Below are 22,365 nucleotides of genomic sequence, written 5' to 3' on the forward strand. Positions count from 1 at the left end.
TCGGTGGACGACAGGCATAGCCTTGGCCCTATGTTCGAGTGGTGTTCTATTTTTATGCCGCGGAAGCCGCTCCGGCGGCGGGCGCCGCGTCCTCCCCGGCCTCCGGTGTATCGAGAGCCTCACGGATCGCGGCGGCCACCGTCGGGTGCACGGGCAGCGCGAGGTGCCCGATGCCGGTGACGCGTACGTTCACCGCGTCGAGGTCGGGGTGATCGACGCACGCCGTCTCGATGGGGACCATCACCTGGTCCAACTCGCTCCAGAAGCTCACGAACCGGGTCCGGCAGCCGGGGGCGGGGGCGCGCAGTTCCTCGATGACGGAGGATCCGCCGCGCATCTGCCGCACGATGGGGTGAACGCCCGCCCCGGGGGCGACGGCGGTGCCCCCGTGCGGGGTCCCGAGCGTCACCAGGGTGCGCACCCGCCGGTCACCGCCGAGTCGCTGTACGTAGTACCGGGCGATCAGGCCGCCGAGGCTGTGCCCGACGATGTCGACCCTGCTGTGCCCGGTGCGGGCGCAGATCTCCTCCACATGCCGCCCGAGCAGTTCGGCGGCGGTGCGGATGTCGCGGGTCAGCGGGGAGTAGTTGAGGGATTCCAGGTGGCGGTGGCCGTGCCGGGTCAGCGCGCGGCGCAGGACGACGAACACGGAACGGTTGTCGATGAAGCCGTGCAGCAGGACGACGGGCGGCGCGGCGGATGCCGTGACCGGCAGGGGGCTGGTGTCGGTGTTCGTGCTGGTGTTCGTCGGTCGGGTCGGCGGGCGGCGCTCCGGGGTGAGGCCGAAGGGGTAGACCATCACGTGCCCGGCGAGGACGACCAGCTCCAGCGCGGTGGCGCCGAGCAGCGCGGACGACAGCCGGGGGACCGGCAGCCGGGGGAGGCGGGGCAGCAGGGAGAGGAGAGGGAGGAGCTTCACGGCCGACCTCCTGCACTGGCGTACGGGGGAGGCGGCTCCCGTCCCCGTATGCCCTCATGGGGTGTCGGCACGAGCGCCGCGGGCCGGAAAAAATACGGCCGGGCGGCGACAGGCGCCGTACCACCGTGCCGTGCGGCTGGCGGCGCGGTGGTACGGCCACCTCGTGGCGGCTCCCCTGGGGTGTCTCGCGCCGGACCCCGCGCGGCCGGAACACCGCGGGGTACGGGGAACGACGCCTGGTGAACATGTCCCACGTGTGATTTCCCCCTCCCCGCCTGCCGCGAAACAGCGGCTTGCGGGATGCTGTGGATAACGTTCGTTCACATCCCCGGCCCTTCAGGCACGGGAGACCAGGTGGAGGCAGTGATGGGTGTGACCGGTCCGATCCGTGTGGTGGTGGCCAAGCCGGGCCTCGACGGCCACGACCGCGGTGCCAAAGTCATCGCGCGGGCGTTGCGGGACGCCGGTATGGAGGTGATCTACACGGGGCTCCACCAGACGCCCGAGCAGATCGTCGACACGGCGATCCAGGAGGACGCCGACGCCATCGGCCTCTCGATCCTCTCCGGGGCGCACAACACGCTGTTCGCCAAGGTGATCGAGCTGCTGAAGGCCCGGGAGGCGGAGGACATCAAGGTGTTCGGCGGCGGGATCATCCCGGAGGACGACATCGCACCGCTGAAGGAGCTGGGCGTCGCGGAGCTCTTCACCCCGGGGGCGACGACGACCGAGATCGTCACCTGGGTCAACGCCAACGTCCGCCAGGCCGCCCAGGCCTGAACGCCGACCCCGGGGCGGGCCCGCTGCGCAAGGGGCCCGCGCGGGCCGGTACGCGCAGCGGTAGCGTCGGCGGCGGCCGTCTCCGTACGCGGTGCCGCGTCAGGCCGCCATCAGCTCCGCCTCCATCGCGGCGCGCAGCCGCAGGGTGGAGACCAGGCGCTGGAAGGCCTCCGACCAGTAGCCGCCCGCCCCCGGTGACGCCCCCTCCTGTTCGTCCTGCGCGGCCGTCAGGACCTCCAGCCGGTCGGCCTCGGCCGGATCCAGGCAGCGCTCGGCGAGGCCCATCACTCCGCTGAAGCTCCACGGATAACTCCCGCCGTCCCGCGCGATGTCGAGTGCGTCGACCACCGCACGCCCGAGCGGCCCGGCCCACGGGACCGTGCACACCCCGAGCAGCTGGAACGCCTCCGACAGGCCGTGCGCGGCGATGAACCCGGCCACCCAGGAGGCCCGTTCGGTCTCGTCCAGGATCGCGAGGAGCTTCGAGCGCTCGGCGATCGAAGCCGCCCCGGGGCTGCTGGCCGGGGGCGCGGCTGGCCGCCCGAGCAGGGCCCGGGCCCACTGCGGATTCCGCTGTCGCATCGCCGCCCGGCACCATGCGGTGTGCAGCTCCCCGGCCCAGTCGTCGGCGACGGGCAGGGCCACGACCTCCTCGGCCGGACGCCCGCCGAACCGCTCCTCCCAGATGCCGAGCGGGGTGGCCTCCACCAACTGCCCGAGCCACCAGGACCGTTCGCCCCGGCCCGTCGGCGGTACCGCGGCGACGCCGTCGCGCTGCATGCCCGCGTCGCACTCGTGCGGCGCCTCCACGGCGATGGAGACGGCGTCCCCCGTACGGTCGGGGCTGACGCAGGTCATCGCGCGGGCCGCCATCCGCCCGGCGAGGGCCGACGCGGGCAGGGCGGACAGCAGTTCGGCGGCGGTGGCGCGGACGTTGCGGCTGCGGTCGGACAGGGCCTGCTCCAGGAACGGCTCGTCGTCGCTCCCGAGCCCGGACCGCAGGGAGTCCAGGAACATCAGCCGGTCCTCGGCCCGTTCGGCCGGCCATGTGGTGGCGAGCAGGGCGAGCCCGGCGGGCGGATCCTGCGCCCGTACGGCGTCGAGCAGCGCGACCCGCTCCGCGAACAGCCCCTCCTCCCACAGCCGGCGCACCGCATCCGGGTCCCTGGTGTCGGGCTGGAGCGCGCCGCTCGCGGAGCCCCGCAGGGCGAACTTCCAGTCGGGATTCAGTCCGGCCAGCCACAGGCCGCGCGGCCCGGCGAACGCGAGCGCCTGCGGGCGCAGGTCCGTCCGGGCGCGGGCGGCGTCCAGCAGCGGCGGCAGCAGGGCCGCAGGGGCGCGGAAGCCCTTCCGGTTGGCGCTGGCCAGCCACTGCGGAATGAGCTCGGTGAGGTCGGGCGCGGTCCCGCGCCGCCCGCCGCCCGAGGGCGCGGCACGGTCGGCCAGCAGGTGGGCGAGCCGCTGCCGGGCGGCTTCGGGGAGCGCCGGGCGCGGATCCGGGGCGGCGGGCGCGGGCCGGGCCTCCGGGGCGCCGGGCAGCAGCCCGGCCCGCTGCCGCACGGTGTGCAGCGCGGCGGCGTCCAGCAGGGCCGCGGGAGCATCGGCGGCCGGCACGGGGTTGCCGCGTGGCGTCGGAGGCCTGCGGTCGGTGCCCAGGAGCGCCGAGGTGACCAGTTCCTCCCAGGGGAGGGAGCCGACGGATGCGGAAACGGCGGCCGAAGCGGTGGTGGGGCCGGTCGTGGTGGGGCTGGTCGTGCGAGGCATCTTTCCCCTCCAGTGGCAGGGATGCGCGGATGTCGGACAGGGGCGGCGGACCGGGGCGGGGAGTGCGGGGAGCGCGGGGAGTGAGGCGAGTTGGGGGGCAGGAGCGGCGGGCGGCCAGTGGCGGGCGGCCAGGGCGGCCAGGGCGGTCAGGTTGGGCGGCGAGTGGCGAGTGGCGAGTGGCGAGTGGCGGGTTGTGGGGCGGCGGGTAGTGGGCGAATGCCGGGCGGTCGGCGTTCGCCGGGGGCCAGGGGCCGGGCGGGGCCGGGTAGGGCCGGGTAGGGCCGGGCGTCGGGGAGCACCGGGGCCGACCGACCGGGCCGTCCTGCCGGGTCACCCGGTCACCCGGTCACCCGGCCGCCCGGTCACCTGGTTGCCCGGTCACCCGGTTACTCGGCCGCTGGTCACCCGGCCGCCGGGTCAGACCAGTTGGACGACCGAACTGCCCGTGGTACGCCCGCCCTCCTCCCCCTCGCCCGGGTCCCACGCCGCGAACGGGTCGAAGCCGCGGTGGCCGATCTCGCCGAACACGGTGACCGGGCCACCGCCGGACAGGGCGACGAGCTTCCACAGGCCCGGCCGGGACAGCGCGCCCGGGGCGATCGGCAGCGCGGAGTCGGCGTGGGCGTCGGCCACCTGCCAGCCGTCCTTGGACGGCACGGGTATGACGTCGCGCAGGACGACCGGGCAGGCGTCCAGCCAGGGGTCCTCCCGCAGGGCGGTCCCGTAGACGGCCGGCGCGGCCGCAGCGGCGATCCCCGGCGGGGGCCCGGCCGGGGCGGTGGCCCCGAACTGCTCGCCCAGCTCCGCCCGGAGCTGCCCGCCGCCCGGATACGGCGTCAGCTCGGCGTCGATCGTCGCGCCCACCGGCAGCGCCTGCGCCGGGGACCGGCCCGCCGCGCCGAACGAGAGCAGCAGAGCGGTGCGGCCCGACTCCCTCCCGTACAGCCAGATCCGCCGGGTGACGATCTTCCCGTCCGGGGTGTCGTACTGCGCGAGGACCAGCCAGTGGTCACGGACCGGGGCGCCTTCGGCGGACATCGGCAGCCCCACTCTCGTCCGCACGGTCGCGGCCAGCGGTTCCGGCAGCCGCTCCCTGCCGAGCCAGGCCGTGTCCAGCAGATGGAGGAGAGCGCACTCCTCCAGCAGCCGGACCGGCCAGCCCGGACCGGACCCGGTGATCGCGCCCAGCTCCCTCACCCGGGCCGCGAGGCCGGGGGCCTGGGCGTCGACCATGCGGGCCGCGGTCTCCTCCCACAGGCCGTACCCCGCGAGGTCGGTCGCGGCGAGCCCGCCGCGCAGCAGGTCGGCCAGGCGCTGTTCCAACTCCTGGGCCCCGCCCGTGACGCGCTCGGCGCGGCGCTCCGCCCGCTTCCTGGCGGCGGTGGTGTCGGCGGGCCCCCGCGCGGTGCCACCGCCCGCCGCGGCCCCGGCCTTCTCCGCCGCGCGTGCGCGCCGGCCCTCGATCCACGCCGCGGCCCAGTCGGCCGGCTCGCCCGGCCGGAACGCGGCCTCGTCGGACGCGTGGAGCAGCAACAGCCCCAGCGCGTGCTTGCACGGGAACTTCCGGCTCGGGCAACTGCAGGAGCAGGCCGGGCCTGTGGTGTCGACCACCGTCCGGTACGGCGTGCTCCCGCTTCCCTTGCACAGCCCCCACACCACGCCGCCCGTCGTGTCCCGTCCCGTGCCGGTCCACGGGCCGGCCACGCCGAGTCGCGTACCCGCCTTGCGTGATGCGTCGTCAGGAGCCAGTGCCAGCACCTGTTCCACCGACCGGCGCGCCACCGGTACGCCGGTGGGCGAGGGTCCTCCCCCGTGAGATAGCAGCATGTCCCCGACGGTAGGGGGCGCCACTGACAATCCCCTCCGACCTGCGAAGCAGCCGACCCGAGAGGGATTTGACTTTGCCTTCCCTTTGCGTTTCTCTGCGGTCTCCGCGTACGGAACAGATCCGGGCGGACCGATCCAGGGGGGATCCCAGATGAACCGCACCATCCGCACCACACGTACCGCCGGAATCACCCGACCCGTGCGTGCTGTTGCGAGCGCCCTCGCCGTCACCGGGCTCGTGTTCGGGCTCGGCGCCTGTTCGGCCGAGTCGGTGGACGAAGCGGTCGGCAAGGCGGTCGACAAGACCGTGGACGAGAAGTACGAGGTCACGTACGAGGTCACCGGGACGAACGTCGACGAGATCACGTACCACGGGGGCGGCGGCGAGGCCATGGAGCCCGAGCTGGAGACCGTCGAATCCCCGACCCTGCCGTGGAAGAAGACCGTCACGCTGCGCGGCATCATGCCGCCCGCCGTCATGCCGATGGCCTTGGACGCGGGCGGCACCGACGTCACCTGCACCATCACCTACAAGGGCGAGGTCATCAAGGAGGCGAAGGGGGACGGCATGCTCTCGGCGGGCGGCTGCGTCGCCGTGTCGCCGATCGTGGGCTGACCTGCCGGGGCGAGCTCGTCCCGCATGCCCGTGCACGGGTCCTGACCGCAGGTCAGGGCCCGTTGTCAGTGGCATGGTGCACGGTGGAACCACATCAGGTCGAACGATCTGGAGGGGGATCCATGACCGTGCCCGAAACCACCGCGGCCATCGCACCGGAGAGAGGCGCCGAGGCGCTCCGCCCGCACGCCGAGGACGCGTTCGCCGACGAGCTGAAGGCGCTCGCGGCCGCCGACGACCGGCCGCGGCCCGCCCGTTGGCGGCTGTCGCCCTGGGCCGTCGCCACCTATCTGCAGGGCGGGACCCTGCCGGACGGGACGGTGATCACGCCGAAGTACGTGGGCCCGCGCCGCCTGGTCGAGGTGGCCGTGACCACGCTCGCCACGGACCGGGCGCTGCTCCTGCTCGGCGTCCCCGGTACGGCCAAGACCTGGGTGTCCGAGCACCTCGCCGCCGCCGTCAGCGGTGACTCGACGCTGCTCGTGCAGGGCACCGCGGGGACGCCCGAGGAAGCCGTCCGCTACGGGTGGAACTACGCCCAGCTGCTCGCCCACGGGCCCAGCCGCGACGCCCTGGTGCCCAGTCCGCTGATGCGGGCCATGTCCGAGGGCATGACCGCCCGGGTCGAGGAGCTGACCCGCATCCCCGCCGATGTACAGGACTCGCTCATCACGATCCTGTCCGAGAAGACGCTCCCCGTCCCCGAGCTGGGCCAGGAGGTCCAGGCCGTCCGCGGGTTCAACCTCATCGCCACGGCCAACGACCGGGACCGGGGCGTCAACGAGCTGTCCAGCGCGCTGCGCCGCCGGTTCAACACCGTCGTGCTGCCCCTGCCCGCCACCCCGGACGCCGAGGTCGACATCGTGTCCCGGCGCGTCGACCAGATCGGCCGTTCGCTCGACCTGCCCGCGGCGCCGGAGGGGCTGACCGAGATCCGGCGCGTGGTGACGGTCTTCCGCGAGCTGCGCGACGGGGTGACCACCGACGGGCGCACCAAGCTCAAGTCCCCCTCCGGCACGCTCTCCACCGCGGAGGCGATCTCCGTCGTCACCAACGGCCTCGCCCTAGCCGCCCACTTCGGCGACGGCGTCCTGCGCCCCGGTGACGTCGCGGCCGGCATCCTCGGCGCGGTCGTCCGGGACCCCGCGGCGGACCGGGTGGTCTGGCAGGAGTATCTGGAGACCGTGGTCCGCGAGCGGGACGGCTGGAAGGACTTCTACCGCGCCTGCCGCGAGGTATCCGCATGACGAGCCCCGCCGGGACGGGCGCGACGACCGGGACGGCCACGGCGAAGACCGGGACGGGCGCTACCGGCGCGGGCGCGATGAGCGGGGCGGCCGGGCCGGGCACCCGCGCTGCCGCCGGGCCCTGGCTCCTGGGGGTGCGGCATCACGGCCCCGGGTCGGCCCGCGCGGTCCTCGCCGCGCTCGCGGCGGCCCGCCCGGCCGCCGTCCTCATCGAGGGCCCGCCCGAGGGCGACGCGCTGCTCCCGCTCGCCGCCGACCCGCAGATGCGTCCCCCGGTGGCGCTCCTCGCGCACGCCGTGGACGACCCGGGGCGGGCCTCCTTCTGGCCGATGGCCGCGTTCTCGCCGGAGTGGGTGGCCATCCGCTGGGCCCTCGACCACGACGTCCCCGTCCGCTTCATCGACCTGCCCGCCACCCACTCCCTCGCGCTCAAGGAACCCGCGCCGGGCCCGGGGAGCGACGGGACGCCGGGGGAGCGGGCCGAGGACGAGGTCACGCCGGTCGTCGACCCGATCCGGGTGCTCGCCGAGACCGCCGGATACGACGACCCCGAGCGCTGGTGGGAGGACGTCGTCGAGCACCGCTCCCCGCTCGGAGGAACACCCGCCGGAGGAACGCCCGGTGACGCACTCGCGCCGTTCGTCGCGCTGGCGGAGGCCATGGGCGCTCTCCGCGAGGCGTACGGCGACGGCGGGCAGCCCCGGGACGCGGTGCGCGAGGCGTACATGCGGATCCAGCTGCGTACCGCGCGCAAGGAGTTCGGGGACGACGTCGCGGTCGTCTGCGGCGCCTGGCACGTTCCGGCTCTCGCCGCGCGGACCACCCTCGCCGCCGACCGCGCCCTGCTCAAGGGCCTCCCGAAGGTCAGGACCGATCTGACCTGGGTGCCGTGGACCCACCGCCGCCTCGCCCGGCACAGCGGATACGGGGCCGGGATCGACTCACCCGGCTGGTACGGGCACCTCTTCGACGTGGCCGACCGGCCGATCGAGCGCTGGATGACCAAGGTCGCCGGACTGCTGCGCGAGGAGGACCGGTTCGTCTCCACCGCCCATGTCATCGAGGCCGTCCGGCTCGCCGAGACCCTCGCCGCCCTCCGGGGCCGCCCGCTGGCCGGACTCGGCGAGACGACCGACGCGGTGCGGGCCGTCATGTGCGAGGGGTCCGACGTCCCGCTCGCCCTCGTCCGGGACCGGCTGATCGTCGGCGAGAGACTCGGCGAAGTGCCGGACACCGCCCCGGCCGTCCCGCTGCAACGGGACCTGACCCGCAGCCAGCGCACCCTCCGGCTCAAGCCGGAGGCATCGGAACGCGAGCTGGACCTCGACCTGCGCAAGGAGACCGACGCCGCCCGCAGCCGCCTCCTGCACCGGCTGCGCCTTCTCGACGTCGGCTGGGGCGACCCGGTCGAGGGCCGGGCCGGCACCGGCACCTTCCGGGAGAGCTGGCGGCTCGCCTGGGAGCCGGAACTGCACGTCCGGGTCGCGGAGGCGGGCGTATGGGGCACCACCGTGCTCACCGCCGCCACCGCGAAGGCCGAGTCGGGGGCCGTGGCCGCGACGACCCTGGCCGACGTCACCGCACTCGCCGAGCACTGCCTCCTGGCCGGACTCCCCGACGCGCTGCCCGTCGTGATGAAGGCCCTCGCCGACCGGGCCGCACTCGACGTGGACGTCGGCCACCTCGCGGACGCGCTGCCCGCCCTGGCCCGCTCCCTGCGGTACGGGGACGTGCGCGCCACGGACACGGCCGCGCTCGCGGAGGTCGCCGCCGGACTCGCCGAGCGGATCTGCGTCGGCCTGCCGCCCGCCTGCACCGGCCTCGACACCGACGGGGCCGAGGCGCTGCGCCGTCAGGTGGAGGCCGTGCACGGTGCGATCGGGCTGCTCCTCGCCGGAACGGCCCCCGCCGGAGGGCTGCGGGAGCGCTGGGACGCCGTCCTGCACAAGCTGGCGGCCCGGGACACGGTCGCCGGGACCATCCGGGGCCGGGCCACCCGGCTGCTCCTGGACGAGGGCCGGCTGGCGGAGGACGAGGCGGCCCGGCTGATGGGCCTGGCGCTCTCGCCCGGCACCCCGCCCGCCGACGCCGCCGCCTGGATCGAGGGGTTCGTCGGCGGCGCCTCGGGCGGCGGCATGCTGCTGGTCCACGACGAGCGGCTGCTCGGCCTCGTCGACGCCTGGCTGACCGGCGTCCCCGCCGAGATGTTCACCGATGTGCTGCCGCTGCTGCGCCGCACGTTCTCCGCGTACGAACCGGGCGTACGGCGCACCCTGGGCGAGCTGGTCCGGCGTGGACCCGCCCCGGAGGGCGCCCGCAGGGGCGACGCCGCCCGGGTGCCCGGGGGCTTCGGGCCCGGTCTCGACGAGACCAGGGCCGACGCGGTGGAGCCGGTGCTGCGCCTGCTGCTCGGCCGCACACCCGAGCCCACGGAGGCGGCCGTATGACGACGACCAGGAGGACGGACCCGATGGGGGAGATGACGGAGACGACACAGCCGCCCGACGCCGAACGGCTGCGGCGCTGGCGGTTGGTGCTCGGCGCGGACTGCGCCGACAGCACCGGATGCGCCCTCACCGGCCAGGACGCCGCGATGGACGGTGCGTTGAACGCGCTGTACGGAGGCGGTGCGGGCAAGAAGCCCGGTGGCCGGGGCACCGGTGGCCGTTCGGCGGGGCTCGGCGCGTCGGCGCCCTCCGTCGCCCGCTGGCTCGGCGACATCCGGACCTACTTCCCCAGCTCCGTGGTCCAGGTCATGCAGCGCGACGCGATCGACCGGCTCGGCCTGGCGGCCCTGCTCCTGGAGCCGGAGATGCTGGAGGCGGTCGAGGCGGACGTCCACCTCGTCGGCACCCTGCTCTCGCTCAACAAGGCGATGCCCGAGACGACGAAGGAGACCGCACGCGCCGTCGTCCGCAAGGTCGTCGAGGACCTGGAGCAGCGCCTGGAGAGCCGCACCAGGGCCACCCTGACCGGTGCCCTGGACCGCTCGGCGCGGATCAGCCGGCCGCGCCACCGGGACATCGACTGGAACCGCACCATCCGGGCCAACCTCAAGAACTACCTCCCCGTCCCAGGAGGTGCGGAGGGGAGGGGCACGATCGTTCCCGAACGCCTCATCGGCTACGGGCGCGCCGCCCGGTCCGCCAAGAAGGACATCGTCCTGTGCATCGACCAGTCGGGCTCGATGGCCGCCTCGGTCGTCCACGCCTCCGTCTTCGGCGCGGTGCTCGCCTCCATGCGCACCCTGTCGACCCGGCTCGTCGTCTTCGACACGGCGGTCGTCGACCTCACCGACCAGCTCGACGACCCCGTCGACGTCCTCTTCGGTACCCAGCTCGGCGGCGGTACCGACATCAACCGGGCGCTCGCCTACTGCCAGTCGAGGATCACGCGCCCCGCGGACACTGTCGTCGTCCTCATCAGCGACCTCTACGAGGGCGGCATACGCGACGAGATGCTCAAGCGGGTCGCCGCGATGAAGGCCTCCGGCGTGCAGTTCGTGACGCTGCTCGCCCTCTCCGACGAGGGAGCGCCCGCGTACGACCACGAGCACGCGGCGGCGCTCGGAGCGCTGGGCGCCCCCGCGTTCGCGTGTACGCCGGATCTCTTCCCGGACGTCATGGCGGCGGCGATCGAGAAGAGACCACTGCCCATACCGGACAAGGAGACCCAACAGTAACCAGGGACTTGCGTGACCCCCACGGGCTCGTGCAAGCATCGACCCGTCGTTCGCGGAGGGCCGCATTCCGCCGTCCGCGTACCAGGGAGGAGCCACCGAGGTGACCACGACCACCGCTGCCCGCGCAGCCGTCGACCCGCGCCCGGCGCGGGGTACGGCGGGGCGTCGCGCGGTACAGGTGGTGCTGTTGGTGCTGTTCCTCGGTGGGCTGCTGGCTCTGGGGATCCTGGCCGGCGGACGCGCGGAGGCGCAGGAGCGTCCGGACCCGGGCCTGCTCACCGCCCCTGAACAGGTCGCCGAGAAGGTCGTCGAGCCGGTCACCGAGACGGTCACCGAGCCTGGCACCGAGAAGGTCGCCGTGCCGGTGGTCGAGAAAGCCGTCAAGCCGGTCGACCGGGCCGCAAAGCAACAGGCCGCAGAGCAACAGGCCGCAGAGCAGCAGGCCGCAGAGCAGCAGGCCGCAGAGCAGCAGGCCACGGTGGAGTCCTCTGTGAAGCCCACTGTGAAGCCCTCTGCGGCACCGGCCGCAGAACCCCCTGCCCCCGCCGACGTTCTCGGCTCCGCACCCGCTCGCGTCAGCGCGGCCGTGGTCGTGGTCGCGGGCGTGGGAGACGCCGTGGACCGGGTCGCCGGGGAGGTGCGGCCGCTGGTGCCGGCCCTGCCGGGGCTTCCGCCGCTCTTCTCCGTACTGCCCGTGCCCGGCGGCGAACCGGCCGCACCCGGTGCTCCGTCACCTTCCGTGCCGGACACCGGCCGTGGCGCCGAGGACGGCACGACGGCACCGGGCGACGCCGGGACGGACACCTCCGCCGAGCGCGCGGCCGGCCGTGACCGGGGCGTCGGGGCGCCGGGCTCCGCCTCCGACGCGTCGGACGTGCCGGACGGGTCCGGTGTGCAGGAGGCAGGGCCCGCGCAGGGCTCCGCGCCCACGCAGGCGCCGGACCGTGCGCCGTTCGACCCCTGCGGCGACCTCGTGCGTACGGCGACGGCCGATGTCCAGGGGCCGCGCGGCGGCGACCTGCACGCGGTCCCGGCCCAGGGCGGTCCGTATGCCGCGCTCGTCCGGGGAGCGGGTCTTCCGGCGACCGCCGCCCCGATACCCGACAGATCCGGCGAGATCCTCGCATTCCCCGGCTAGGGCAGGCCGTTCCCCGCCTCGACCTGCCGCGCGGGGGCGGAACAGGTCTGCCCGCGTCCGGAGTACTCCGGACAGCCGAACACCTTCGAAGGATCTGACACACCCATGCACAAGAACATGCGCCGATCCATAGCCATCGCCGCCACCGCCACCGGTATGTGGGCGCTCGGCACCGCCGCGGCGAGCGCGGACGAGCTGCCCGTGTCCGTACCGCTCTCCACCCCGGACCTGGCGGCCGAGGCCCCCGACGCGACGGAGATCGTCGAGGACGTCAAGGACGCGGCGGTCGTCAAGGAAGCAACGGCCGTCAAGGACACGGCGGTCGTCAAGGACACAGCGGGCGTCAAGGACACGCTCGCGGAGGCCGGGGACAAGGCCGCCGGTGCGGCCGACGTACGGGACCGTCTCCCGTCGCAGGTGCGCGCGCCGCAGACCCCGGAGGTCCCGGACCTCGGTGACGTACAGCAGGTGCCCGGGGACGTGCGGGCTCCCCAGGTCCCCCAGGCCCCCCAGATCCCCGCCGCGCCGGTCGACGAGATCGACTACCTCTTCGGGCCGATCGAGCAGATCCCCGGCTACGCGCAGACCCAGGTGCCGGCCGTAGCCCAGGGGGCACTGGCCGAGGCCGGGCCCGTGGTCGGACAGACGTCCGACTCCGTGCTGCCGCCGCTCGCCGCGGGTGCGGTCGGTGCCGCGCTCCCGGTCGTCGGACAGGCGGTCGGCGACGTCGGCACGCTCGCCCGGGGGGGGCGTCGGTGAGGTCGGGCCGTTCGCCCAGGGAGTCGTCGGCGACGCCGCCGCGCCCTTCGTGCAGGGCGTCACGACCGAGGTCCAGCCGCTGGCGTCCGGCGTCACGGGTGCGGCCGTGCCGTTCGCCGGGGGCGTCGCGTCCGAGGTCCAGCCGCTGGCGGAGGGGCTGACCGGTGACGCGGTCGCGCCGTTCGCCCAGGGCGTCACCACCCGGGTGCAGCCGCTGGCCGAGGGCGTCGGGGCGCAGGCCCGGCCGTTCGCGGGCGGTCTGGCGGACACGGTCCGCGAGGACACGCGTCCCGCCGTCGCTCACGCGGGCACCGGGGTCCAGGACGTCACCTCGGTCGCCCCGTCCTTCGTGACGGGCGCGGTTCCCGCCCTGTAAGCACGAGCAGGAACAAGAACAAGAACAAGAACAAGAGCACGATCCGGCCCCTCCGGCCCCCGGCGAGCCCCGCCCGGGAGCCGGAGGGGCCACCCTCTGTGACCGTTATCACCGCTCAGGTGTGATCTGCGATTTAGGGTCACACGGAGCGCGGGGATAACCTGCCGGATGGACATGCCGCGTACTCGGACACCGTGTGCGCCTCCCTTGTGACAGTGCAGTCACGTTGCCCTTCGCGGCACGCCCACGCAGAAGAACGAACCGCGATACCACTAAAAGGGACGGACGCGCGTGGACCTGTTCGAGTACCAGGCGAGGGACCTCTTCGCCAAGCACGGTGTACCGGTGCTGGCCGGTGAAGTCATCGACACGCCTGAGGCAGCCCGCGAGGCGACCGAGAAGCTGGGCGGCAAGTCTGTCGTCAAGGCGCAGGTGAAGGTCGGCGGCCGCGGCAAGGCCGGCGGCGTCAAGCTGGCGGCCGACGCCGACGAGGCGGTCGCCCGGGCGACCGACATTCTCGGCATGGACATCAAGGGCCACACGGTCCACAAGGTGATGATCGCCGAGCTGTCCCCGGAGATCGAGGCGGAGTACTACGTCTCGTACCTCCTCGACCGCACCAACCGCACCTTCCTGGCCATGGCCTCGGTGCAGGGCGGCATGGACATCGAGGAGGTCGCGGAGAAGACCCCCGAGGCCCTCGCGAAGGTCCCGGTCGACTCCAACTCCGGCGTCGACATCGTCAAGGCCCGCGAGATCGTGGCCCAGGCGAAGTTCCCGGCCGACGTGGCCGAGGGTGTCGCCGAGGCCCTGGTGACCCTGTGGGAGACCTTCGTCGCCGAGGACGCCCTCCTCGTCGAGGTCAACCCGCTGGTGAAGACCAAGGACGGCCGCATCCTGGCGCTGGACGGCAAGGTCTCGCTCGACGAGAACGCCGACTTCCGTCAGCCCGGCCACGAGGCTCTCGAGGACAAGGACGCAGCCAACCCGCTCGAGGCTGCCGCCAAGGCCAAGAACCTCAACTACGTCAAGCTGGACGGCGAGGTCGGCATCATCGGCAACGGCGCCGGCCTGGTCATGTCGACCCTGGACGTCGTCGCGTACGCCGGTGAGAACCACGGCAACGTGAAGCCCGCCAACTTCCTCGACATCGGTGGCGGCGCCTCCGCAGAGGTCATGGCGAACGGCCTGGAGATCATCCTCGGCGACCCGGACGTCAAGTCCGTCTTCGTCAACGTCTTCGGTGGCATCACCGCCTGTGACGAGGTCGCCAACGGCATCGTGCAGGCGCTCGCGCTGCTCGAGTCCAAGGGCGAGAAGGTCGAGAAGCCGCTCGTCGTGCGTCTCGACGGCAACAACGCGGAGCTGGGTCGCAAGATCCTCTCCGACGCCAACCACCCGCTCGTGCAGCGCGTGGACACCATGGACGGCGCGGCCGACAAGGCCGCCGAGCTCGCCGCGGCTGCGAAGTAAGGGACGAGGGACTCCAACACCATGGCTATCTTCCTCACCAAGGACAGCAAGGTCATCGTCCAGGGGATGACCGGCGCCACGGGCATGAAGCACACCAAGCTCATGCTGGCCGACGGCACCAACATCGTCGGCGGCGTGAACCCGCGCAAGGCCGGCACCTCCGTCGACATCGACGGCACCGAGGTCCCGGTCTTCGGCTCCGTCAAGGAAGCGATGGAGAAGACCGGCGCGAACGTGTCCGTCCTCTTCGTGCCGCCGGCGTTCTCCAAGGCCGCCGTCGTCGAGGCGATCGACGCCGAGATCCCGCTCGCGGTCGTCATCACCGAGGGCATCGCCGTTCACGACTCCGCCGCCTTCTGGGCGTACGCGAACGAGAAGGGCAACAAGACCCGGATCATCGGTCCGAACTGCCCGGGTCTCATCACCCCCGGCCAGTCCAACGCCGGCATCATCCCGGGCGACATCACCAAGCCCGGCCGCATCGGTCTCGTGTCCAAGTCCGGCACGCTGACCTACCAGATGATGTACGAGCTCCGTGACATCGGCTTCTCCTCGGCCGTCGGCATCGGTGGCGACCCGATCATCGGTACGACGCACATCGACGCCCTCGCGGCGTTCGAGGCCGACCCCGACACCGACCTCATCGTGATGATCGGCGAGATCGGCGGCGACGCCGAGGAGCGTGCCGCCGACTTCATCGCGAAGAACGTCACCAAGCCGGTCGTCGGCTACGTCGCGGGCTTCACCGCCCCGGAGGGCAAGACCATGGGCCACGCCGGCGCCATCGTCTCCGGCTCCTCGGGCACCGCCCAGGCGAAGAAGGAGGCCCTCGAGGCCGCCGGCGTCAAGGTCGGCAAGACGCCGACCGAGACCGCCAAGCTGGCGCGCGAGATCCTCGGCGCCTGACCCAGGCAGCAGAGACACGCAGCGAACGGCGCGGGCCCGCACCCCTGAGCGACACAGGGGGTGCGGGCCCGCGCCGTTCGCGTACGTACGGGCGGCGTACGGGCGTGTACGCGCCGCCCGGGAACGCGGCTCACCTCAGCTGCGGAATCAGCCGCTCCGGGCCGTGCGCCAGCTGCTCGCTCAGCGACTTCTGCAGCTTCAGGTCCTGCGCGGTGAGCTTCTGCGGACCACCGCGCGGCGGTACGCCCCCGACCCGCTCGGCAGGGGAGATCGGCTGCTCGTAGTGGGTGGGCGCGGTGTGCAGGGTCAGCCCGGTCACGGCGACGAGCAGCGCGACGCCCGCGATGGCGGCCCGGGTCCACAGCCTGGCCTTGTTCTCGCTGCCGGTGCGCACGGCACGGGCCGGCTGCGGTACGGGGACGTGCTCGGCGCGCGCGAGGCCGCCGAGCCGGTCGTGCAGCAGGGCCGACTGTTCGGCGGGCGATTCGGCGGATGTCAGCTCGGGAAGCCGCTCGGCGACGGCGGCACGGGCGGTCATCAGCCGGCCCGCCGCCGCCGGGGTGCTGGCCTCCGTCTCGGCCGCCGTCTCCGGGAGGTCCAGGCCGACGCCGTCGTACAGGAGCAGCGTGCGCCGGTAGGCCGGGGGCAGGTCGAGCAGCGCGTCGAACAGCGCCCGCTTGCCCGGCTCCGTGGGCGGGGCGTCGGGGTGCCGGTGCGTGCGGCGCAGCCGGTGCCAGGGGGACATCGCGTACTCGTACGCCGCCGCACGTACCCAGCCGCCCGGGTCGCGGTCGACGGCGACCTCGGGCCAGCGCTGCCAGGCCAGTTGGAAGGCGCGCTCGACGGACTCGCGGGCCAGGGCGCGGCGGCCGGTCAGCAGATAGGTCTGCCGGACGAGGCCGGGGGCGGTGCGGGCGTACAGCTCGTCGAACGCCTCGGCGGGCGAGAGCGGCCGCTCGCCGACGGCCCTCGCTTCCGGCTCCGGCTCCGGCCTTGGCTCCGGCTCCGCGATTCCCACCGCTCCCGCTCCCGGTCCCGCCTCGGCCTCAGCCTCGGCCTCCGGGGCGGCTTCGAGGGCGGCTTCCGGAGCCGCCGGAGCTGCCGCGGCTGCCGGAGCCGCAGAGAGTACCGGGGGCACTGCCGACGCAGGGGGTACGGGCACTGCGGTGGCGGGGGGCGTCTTCGGTTCGGGTGCGATGAGCTTCGCGTACAGCGCGCGCTTGCGTCCGCGCGGGCTCGTGCGCCCCGTCTCCCAGGAGCGCACGGTGGCGCGCGTGACGCCGACCGCCGCCGCCACCTGCTCCTCGCTCAGCGCCTTCGCCTCGCGCAGTCTGCGGCGCTCCTTGGGGGAGGGCAGCGGCGGCGCGGCGGCCTCGTCGGTCGTGCTCCGGGTCATGGACGACCCCCGGCAGCGCCGCACTGGGTGAAAAAGTACATAAACGTATATTGAGCGACACGGCGGCTGTTCGCGCGTTACGCGGGATAAGCGCGTGTCGTTGGCAGCATGGGCCGCGTGACCCAAATGACGCAACGCAGCCCGAAGGCGACGGCCGAGCGGAACCGCACCCTCGCCCTGGCCTCCGCCCTGGTGCGGGGCGTCGTCGCCGCCGGGCTCGGCCTCGGGTCGCTGACGGTGCTGGTCATGGTGGTGTGGATCAGCTCCCCGTACCCGGACAGCGGACCGGGCGGGGCGCTGCGCGCGGCCGCCGGGGTCTGGCTGCTCGCCCATGGTGCCGGACTCGTCCGCCCCGACACGCTGAGCGGCGCTGCCGCGCCCGTCGGCGTGGTGCCGCTGCTGCTCGTGCTGGGCCCGGTCTGGCTGACGCACCGCGCGGCACGCGACGCGGCGGAGCCGGAGGAGGGGCGGCCCAGGCCGTCGCAGGCGGGCGCGTTCTGCGCGGTGGCCGCGGGGTACCTGCTGGTGGTGGCGGGTGCGGCGGCCTACGCGCGGGACGGTTCGCTGCGCCCGGACCCGGACACGCTGGTGTTCCCGGCGGCGCTGGTGGTGGCCGGTGCGGCGGCGGCCGGGGTGTGGACGGCGGCCGGGCGGCCGTTCTGCCCCCTGCCGTCCTGGTCGCCCCTGGCGCTTCAGGAGGCGTTCGCGCGGACGCTCTTCCGCGACCGGGCCGGGACGGCGTGCCGGTCGGCCGCGGTGGGCGTGATGGTGCTGCTCGGCGGCGGTGGGCTGCTGGTCGCGGTGGCGCTCGGCCGGAACGCGGCGGCGGGCCAGGACGCGTTCCTGGCGCTCGCGGGCGACTGGCCGGGCCGGTTCGCCGTGCTCCTGCTGGCCGCCGCGCTCGTGCCGAACGCCGCGCTGTGGGGAGCGGCGTACGGGCTCGGCCCCGGCTTCTCGCTCGGTACGGGAGCCACCGCCACCCCGCTGGGCCTCGACGGGACCCCGGCGGTGCCCTCCTTCCCCCTGCTGGCCGCCCTGCCGGACCAGGGCCCCGGCACCCTGCTGAACGGGGCGGCCCTGGCGGTGCCGGTGGCGGCCGCGCTGGCGGTCGGCTGGTTCACCGCCCGCAGGGCCGCCCCCGCCGACGCGCCGCGCGCGCAGGCGTGGAGCCCGCGCGAGACGGTGCTGGTGACCCTGCTCGCCGCGCTGGGGTGCGGCGCGGGAACGGCGCTGCTCACGGCGGTGGCCGGTGGGCCCCTCGGTACCGGGGCGCTGAGCGCGTTCGGTCCGGTGTGGTGGCTGACCGGCCCGGCGGCGCTGGCGTGGACCGCGGCCGTCGGCGTACCGGCGGCCCTGTTGCTGCGGCTGTGGCGGCTGCGCACTCCGGGCTGGGCCTGGCGCCGGGACGTGGACGAGGGCGTGGACGTATCGGAGGTGGCGGAACCCTCGGAGACGGCGGCCCAGGAGGATGAGGAGGGTGAGGAGGAGGCGGCGGTCGTCGTGGCGCGTCCGCGCCGCTGGTGGGCGCCGTGGCGCGGGCGGGGCGGCGCGGAGGGCGAGCCGGAGGGCGGGTCCGGCGGTGCGGGGCCGGGTGACTCCGCGACCCCGGCCGCCGCAGGCGCTGTTCCGGCTCCCGGCCCGGCGGCCGAAGCGGCCTCCGGTGCGCCGACGGACCCGGTGGCGGGGCGGGGCGACGCGGGGTTCGAGCCGTACGACTTCCTCCCGGCCGACCCCTGGCACGAGAAAGACTTCAGGGAGGCCCGTTGGGCCTCCCTGAAACGGGGCTCCGGCGGCCTGATGGCCGACTTCCCCGCGGACTTTCCTTCAGATCCCACCGCGGGCCGTCCCGCGGCGGAGCCGGACGGCCCGGGACCTACTCCTTGACGCCGAAGAACGGCTCCAGCGGCTTCGGCAGCTGGTCGTTGCAGGCCAGCGCGCCGGTCTTGGTCAGGGAGTCGTTCACGCAGGTGTAGTAGTCGCGGTAGACGAGCTGCACGGTGAACGTCGTCGCCACGATGAGCAGCGCCAGCAGGGCGGTCACCAGGCCGCTGACGGCCGCCGTGGTCTGCTGCCTGCTGCTGACGCTCTGCGCGGCGGTGTGCGAGGCCGGCGAGGGCGCGGTGCGTGCGGCCCCGGAGACGTCGTCCGCCGTGGCTCCCGTTCCCGTGCTGGTGCTGGTGCCGGAAGCGGCCCCGGCCGCCCCCGTGCCGCCGGCCACCGCGCGTTCCGTCGCGGAGGCGTTCTTCGACGGGGCGCGGAGCGCGCTGATCGCCCAGTACGTCGAGAGCGCGCCCAGCAGCAGGGCGAGCTCCGTGAACTCGAAGAGGGCGAAGAAGAAGGCCCACATGCCGCCGAGCACCGCGTAGCGGGCGCGTCGCTGTGCGGGGTCCTTGGGGTCCCAGCGCGGTCCGGCCGGACCGCCGCGGTCGGTTCCGCCCTTGCCGCCGGGGCCACCGGAGCCGTTGCCGCCGGAGCGGCCGCCGAAGCCGCCGTTGCCCCGGCCGGGCTGCTTGCTGCTCCACTGGCTGCCCCACGAGGGGCGGTCGCCGGAGGAGCCGTCGCCGTTCCCGTCGGACCCGCCGTTCTCGTCCGGCCCGTCGGACCCGTTGGATCCGTTCGGCGCGGCGGGGCGGCGCGGCTGCCACGGCTGGTCCGGACGGTCCGCGGGCGGCGGGGCGAAGGGGTTGTCCTCCGACGGCTTTCCGGCGGCCCCGGAGGGGGATTCGGGAGAGGAATCGGGAGAGGTGGAGGAGTCCGGCGAAGAAGGCCGGCCTTCCCGCATCAGCAGAGCGGACCGCTGGGGCAGGGGGAGGCGGAAGGCGGTGCTGCGGCGTCGGTCCGGCATGTGGTGAACGTCTTCCCCATCTCGTCATGTCCGCCCGGTGGACGGTTCGTCCGCCCGGAGGAGCCCGGTGGACGGTGAGCTGTCCCCTGACGCTACCTCCCGGTCACGCCCCCGTCCCGTGGGGGCCGCCGGGTGTGCCGGTATCGTTGCTGACGGTCGGCCCGTTCGTAGGGTTCCCCGTATCGGGCGAAGCGATACTTTCGTACGACCCTACAAAGAGCAGGCCGCACGTGTGTCACCCCGCGGCCATCACGTGAGAAAGGGCCCCGACGTGGCCTCCCCGCCCCGCTCAGCCTCTCCTGCCCGGCTGGTCGTGCTGGTCTCCGGATCGGGTACGAATCTCCAGGCGCTCCTCGATGCCATCGGCGACGACCCCGAGGGGTACGGAGCACGGATCGTCGCGGTCGGCGCGGACCGCGACAGCGCCGGTGGTCTGGAGCGGGCGGAGCGGGCCGGAATCCCCACGTTCGTGTGCAAGCTCAAGGATCACGCGACCCGCGCCGAGTGGGACGAGTCGCTCACCGCGGTCCTCGCCGAGCACCGCCCGGACCTCGTCGTCTCCGCCGGTTTCATGAAGATCGTGGGCCCCGCGTTCCTCGCCGCCTTCGGCGGCCGGTTCGTCAACACCCATCCCGCCCTGCTGCCCAGCTTCCCCGGCGCCCACGGAGTGCGTGACGCGCTCGCGTACGGCGTCAAGGTCACGGGCTGCACCGTCCACTTCGTCGACGACGGCGTCGACACCGGTCCGATCATCGCGCAGGGCGTGGTCGAGGTGACCGAGGAGGACACCCCGGAGGGCGAAGCCGCCCTTCACGAACGCATCAAGAAAGTCGAGCGCTCACTGCTCGTCGAGGCCGTGGGGCGGATCGCCCGTGACGGCTATCGCATTGAGGGACGAAAGGTTCATCTCGGTCATGTCGGTGAATAAGCCCACCCCGGTGAAGAAGCCCATCCGCCGCGCCCTGGTCAGCGTCTACGACAAGACGGGGCTCGAAGACCTCGCCCGCGGTCTGCACGAGGCGGGCGTCGAGCTCGTCTCCACCGGCTCCACCGCCGGGAAGATCGCCGCCGCCGGAGTGCCGGTCACCAAGGTCGAGGAGCTCACCGGCTTCCCCGAGTGTCTGGACGGCCGCGTCAAGACGCTGCACCCGCGCGTCCACGCCGGCATCCTCGCCGACCTCCGCCTGGACGCCCACCGCGAGCAGCTCGCCGAGCTCGGCGTCGAGCCCTTCGACCTGGTCGTGGTGAACCTCTACCCGTTCAAGGAGACCGTCGCCTCGGGCGCCTCCGACGACGAGTGCGTCGAGCAGATCGACATCGGCGGCCCCTCGATGGTCCGCGCCGCCGCCAAGAACCACCCGTCGGTCGCCGTCGTCACCAGCCCCGAGCGGTACGCCGACGTCCTCGCCGCGGTCAAGGACGGCGGCTTCGACCTGACCGCCCGCGCGCGGCTCGCCGGTGAGGCCTTCCAGCACACCGCCGCCTACGACGTGGCCGTCGCCTCCTGGTTCGCCGACGACTACGCGGCCGCCGACGGCTCGGGCCTGCCCGAGTTCCTCGGTGACACCTACACGCGCAAGAACGTCCTGCGCTACGGCGAGAACCCGCACCAGCCCGCCGCGCTCTACACCTCCGGCGACGGCGGTCTCGCCGAGGCCGAGCAGCTGCACGGCAAGGAGATGTCCTACAACAACTACACGGACACCGACGCCGCCCGCCGCGCCGCCTACGACCACGCCGAGCCGTGCGTCGCGATCATCAAGCACGCCAACCCGTGCGGCATCGCCATCGCCGACGACGTCGCGACCGCGCACCGCAAGGCGCACGCCTGCGACCCGGCCTCGGCCTTCGGCGGGATCATCGCCGTCAACCGCCCGGTGACCGTCGAGCTGGCCGAGCAGGTCGCGGAGATCTTCACCGAGGTCATCGTCGCCCCGGCGTACGAGGACGGCGCCGTCGAGGTGCTGGCCCGCAAGAAGAACATCCGGGTGCTGCTCGCCCCCGAGGCCCCGGCCACCGCGTTCGAGGTCAAGGCCATCGACGGCGGCGCGCTGCTCCAGGTCGCCGACCGCCTCCAGGCCGACGGCGACGACCCGGCCAACTGGACCCTGGCCACCGGCGAGGCGCTCTCCGAGGCCGAGCTGAAGGAGCTGGCCTTCGCCTGGAAGGCGTCCCGGGCGGTCAAGTCCAACGCGATCCTGCTCGCCAAGGATGGCGCCTCGGTCGGCGTCGGCATGGGCCAGGTCAACCGCGTCGACTCCGCGAAGCTCGCCGTCGAGCGGGCGGGCGCGGAGCGGGCGGCCGGTTCGTACGCCGCGTCCGACGCCTTCTTCCCGTTCCCCGACGGCCTGGAGATCCTCACGGCCGCCGGCATCAAGGCCGTCGCCCAGCCCGGCGGATCCGTCCGCGACGAGCTGGTGATCGAGGCCGCGAAGAAGGCGGGCGTGACGATGTACCTCACCGGGACGCGCCACTTCTTCCACTGACCGAACCCGCGTTCACCGGCGGGGGGCCCCCCCCCCCCCGGGGGGGGGGCCCCCCCGGGGGGGGGGGGGGGCCCCCCGCCCCCCCCGGGGGGGGGCGCCCCCCCCGAACCCGCTACCGCCCGGGGGCAACCCCAACGGGGGGGGCCCCCCG

The 22,365-nt window shown here is 74.1% G+C and carries 18 protein-coding genes; 13 read left to right on the forward strand and 5 right to left on the reverse strand.

The features are described 5' to 3' along the window. Nucleotides 1-52: 52 nt before the first annotated feature. On the reverse strand, nucleotides 53-919 hold the full coding sequence (locus ACIQPT_RS10515) for a lipase family alpha/beta hydrolase (RefSeq protein ID WP_401154624.1): 867 nt from the start codon (nucleotides 917-919) through the stop codon (nucleotides 53-55). Between the two features lie 366 nt (nucleotides 920-1,285). On the opposite strand from ACIQPT_RS10515, the gene ACIQPT_RS10520 reads away from it, so the two are divergent. Next, complete coding sequence (locus ACIQPT_RS10520; RefSeq protein WP_003966859.1) at nucleotides 1,286-1,699, forward strand: cobalamin B12-binding domain-containing protein; 414 nt, start codon at nucleotides 1,286-1,288, stop codon at nucleotides 1,697-1,699. A gap of 99 nt (nucleotides 1,700-1,798) precedes the next feature. On the opposite strand, the gene ACIQPT_RS10525 is transcribed toward ACIQPT_RS10520, so the two are convergent. Together ACIQPT_RS10525 and ACIQPT_RS10530 are read right to left on the reverse strand one after the other, a co-directional pair. Next, nucleotides 1,799-3,463, reverse strand: coding sequence for a DUF5691 domain-containing protein (locus tag ACIQPT_RS10525; RefSeq protein ID WP_401154626.1), 1,665 nt, complete (start codon nucleotides 3,461-3,463; stop codon nucleotides 1,799-1,801). Between the two features lie 417 nt (nucleotides 3,464-3,880). Then, a complete protein-coding gene (locus ACIQPT_RS10530; RefSeq protein WP_401154627.1) occupies nucleotides 3,881-5,290 on the reverse strand; it encodes an SWIM zinc finger family protein in 1,410 nt (469 codons plus the stop codon). A gap of 151 nt (nucleotides 5,291-5,441) precedes the next feature. Between ACIQPT_RS10530 and ACIQPT_RS10535 the strand changes: the two genes are divergently transcribed. The 9 genes from ACIQPT_RS10535 to sucD all read left to right on the forward strand — a co-directional run bounded on the left by ACIQPT_RS10535 (nucleotide 5,442) and on the right by sucD (nucleotide 15,487). Next, entirely contained in the window at nucleotides 5,442-5,906 is a 465-nt protein-coding gene (locus ACIQPT_RS10535) for an MmpS family transport accessory protein (protein ID WP_401154629.1), read from the forward strand. A 122-nt stretch (nucleotides 5,907-6,028) separates the two neighbouring features. Further along, nucleotides 6,029-7,153, forward strand: coding sequence for an AAA family ATPase (locus ACIQPT_RS10540; RefSeq protein WP_401154630.1), 1,125 nt, complete (start codon nucleotides 6,029-6,031; stop codon nucleotides 7,151-7,153). Further along, nucleotides 7,150-9,600, forward strand: coding sequence for a DUF5682 family protein (locus ACIQPT_RS10545; protein WP_401154632.1), 2,451 nt, complete (start codon nucleotides 7,150-7,152; stop codon nucleotides 9,598-9,600). Before ACIQPT_RS10540 ends, ACIQPT_RS10545 begins: the two co-directional genes overlap by 4 nt. Next, complete coding sequence (locus tag ACIQPT_RS10550) at nucleotides 9,597-10,835, forward strand: VWA domain-containing protein (protein ID WP_401154634.1); 1,239 nt, start codon at nucleotides 9,597-9,599, stop codon at nucleotides 10,833-10,835. The genes ACIQPT_RS10545 and ACIQPT_RS10550 overlap by 4 nt, the downstream gene beginning before the upstream one ends. Before the next feature lie 100 nt (nucleotides 10,836-10,935). Then, entirely contained in the window at nucleotides 10,936-11,973 is a 1,038-nt protein-coding gene (locus tag ACIQPT_RS10555) for a hypothetical protein (RefSeq protein ID WP_401154636.1), read from the forward strand. A gap of 105 nt (nucleotides 11,974-12,078) precedes the next feature. Next, on the forward strand, nucleotides 12,079-12,732 hold the full coding sequence (locus ACIQPT_RS10560) for a hypothetical protein (protein ID WP_401154638.1): 654 nt from the start codon (nucleotides 12,079-12,081) through the stop codon (nucleotides 12,730-12,732). A 49-nt stretch (nucleotides 12,733-12,781) separates the two neighbouring features. Beyond that, nucleotides 12,782-13,108: a hypothetical protein gene (locus ACIQPT_RS10565; RefSeq protein ID WP_401154639.1), complete on the forward strand. Its 327-nt coding sequence runs from the start codon at nucleotides 12,782-12,784 to the stop codon at nucleotides 13,106-13,108. A gap of 291 nt (nucleotides 13,109-13,399) precedes the next feature. Further along, nucleotides 13,400-14,581, forward strand: a complete 1,182-nt coding sequence (gene sucC / locus ACIQPT_RS10570; RefSeq protein WP_401154641.1) for an ADP-forming succinate--CoA ligase subunit beta — start codon at nucleotides 13,400-13,402, stop codon at nucleotides 14,579-14,581. A 21-nt stretch (nucleotides 14,582-14,602) separates the two neighbouring features. Then, nucleotides 14,603-15,487, forward strand: a complete 885-nt coding sequence (gene sucD, locus ACIQPT_RS10575; RefSeq protein WP_401154642.1) for a succinate--CoA ligase subunit alpha — start codon at nucleotides 14,603-14,605, stop codon at nucleotides 15,485-15,487. Between the two features lie 130 nt (nucleotides 15,488-15,617). Here sucD and ACIQPT_RS10580 read toward each other — a convergent pair whose 3' ends face one another. After that, nucleotides 15,618-16,883 carry a helix-turn-helix domain-containing protein gene (locus tag ACIQPT_RS10580; RefSeq protein WP_401154644.1) on the reverse strand — a complete coding sequence of 422 codons (1,266 nt, stop codon included), beginning with the start codon at nucleotides 16,881-16,883 and terminating at the stop codon, nucleotides 15,618-15,620. 126 nt (nucleotides 16,884-17,009) lie between these two features. Between ACIQPT_RS10580 and ACIQPT_RS10585 the strand changes: the two genes are divergently transcribed. After that, nucleotides 17,010-18,767 (forward strand): DUF6350 family protein, encoded by a 1,758-nt coding sequence (locus tag ACIQPT_RS10585; RefSeq protein ID WP_401154672.1) that lies wholly within the window; start codon nucleotides 17,010-17,012, stop codon nucleotides 18,765-18,767. On the opposite strand, the gene ACIQPT_RS10590 is transcribed toward ACIQPT_RS10585, so the two are convergent. Beyond that, entirely contained in the window at nucleotides 18,757-19,728 is a 972-nt protein-coding gene (locus ACIQPT_RS10590) for a hypothetical protein (RefSeq protein ID WP_401154646.1), read from the reverse strand. The genes ACIQPT_RS10585 and ACIQPT_RS10590 overlap by 11 nt on opposite strands. 271 nt (nucleotides 19,729-19,999) lie before the next feature. Between ACIQPT_RS10590 and purN the strand changes: the two genes are divergently transcribed. Both purN and purH read left to right on the forward strand, forming a co-directional pair. Beyond that, nucleotides 20,000-20,656 carry a phosphoribosylglycinamide formyltransferase gene (gene purN / locus ACIQPT_RS10595; RefSeq protein WP_401154648.1) on the forward strand — a complete coding sequence of 219 codons (657 nt, stop codon included), beginning with the start codon at nucleotides 20,000-20,002 and terminating at the stop codon, nucleotides 20,654-20,656. After that, the gene (gene purH / locus ACIQPT_RS10600; protein ID WP_401154650.1) at nucleotides 20,643-22,214 is read left to right on the forward strand and encodes a bifunctional phosphoribosylaminoimidazolecarboxamide formyltransferase/IMP cyclohydrolase; all 1,572 of its coding nucleotides are present in this window, start codon (nucleotides 20,643-20,645) and stop codon (nucleotides 22,212-22,214) included. The genes purN and purH overlap by 14 nt, the downstream gene beginning before the upstream one ends. Nucleotides 22,215-22,365 lie beyond the last annotated feature (151 nt).

Source organism: Streptomyces sp. NPDC091289, from assembly GCF_044757365.1.
In the GTDB taxonomy this organism is placed as follows: Bacteria; Actinomycetota; Actinomycetes; order Streptomycetales; family Streptomycetaceae; genus Streptomyces.

Excerpts from the sequence above, each read along its gene's own strand:
- ACIQPT_RS10530 (WP_401154627.1), bottom strand. The coding sequence starts at position 5,290 with ATGCTGCTATCTCACGGGGGAGGACCCTCGCCCACCGGCGTACCGGTG.
- ACIQPT_RS10580 (WP_401154644.1), bottom strand. The coding sequence starts at position 16,883 with ATGACCCGGAGCACGACCGACGAGGCCGCCGCGCCGCCGCTGCCCTCC.
- ACIQPT_RS10550 (WP_401154634.1), top strand. The coding sequence starts at position 9,597 with ATGACGACGACCAGGAGGACGGACCCGATGGGGGAGATGACGGAGACG.
- sucD (WP_401154642.1), top strand. The coding sequence starts at position 14,603 with ATGGCTATCTTCCTCACCAAGGACAGCAAGGTCATCGTCCAGGGGATG.
- ACIQPT_RS10590 (WP_401154646.1), bottom strand. The coding sequence starts at position 19,728 with ATGCCGGACCGACGCCGCAGCACCGCCTTCCGCCTCCCCCTGCCCCAG.
- ACIQPT_RS10540 (WP_401154630.1), top strand. The coding sequence starts at position 6,029 with ATGACCGTGCCCGAAACCACCGCGGCCATCGCACCGGAGAGAGGCGCC.
- ACIQPT_RS10525 (WP_401154626.1), bottom strand. The coding sequence starts at position 3,463 with ATGCCTCGCACGACCAGCCCCACCACGACCGGCCCCACCACCGCTTCG.
- ACIQPT_RS10535 (WP_401154629.1), top strand. The coding sequence starts at position 5,442 with ATGAACCGCACCATCCGCACCACACGTACCGCCGGAATCACCCGACCC.
- ACIQPT_RS10560 (WP_401154638.1), top strand. The coding sequence starts at position 12,079 with ATGCACAAGAACATGCGCCGATCCATAGCCATCGCCGCCACCGCCACC.
- ACIQPT_RS10545 (WP_401154632.1), top strand. The coding sequence starts at position 7,150 with ATGACGAGCCCCGCCGGGACGGGCGCGACGACCGGGACGGCCACGGCG.
- ACIQPT_RS10520 (WP_003966859.1), top strand. The coding sequence starts at position 1,286 with ATGGGTGTGACCGGTCCGATCCGTGTGGTGGTGGCCAAGCCGGGCCTC.
- purH (WP_401154650.1), top strand. The coding sequence starts at position 20,643 with ATGTCGGTGAATAAGCCCACCCCGGTGAAGAAGCCCATCCGCCGCGCC.
- ACIQPT_RS10585 (WP_401154672.1), top strand. The coding sequence starts at position 17,010 with ATGACGCAACGCAGCCCGAAGGCGACGGCCGAGCGGAACCGCACCCTC.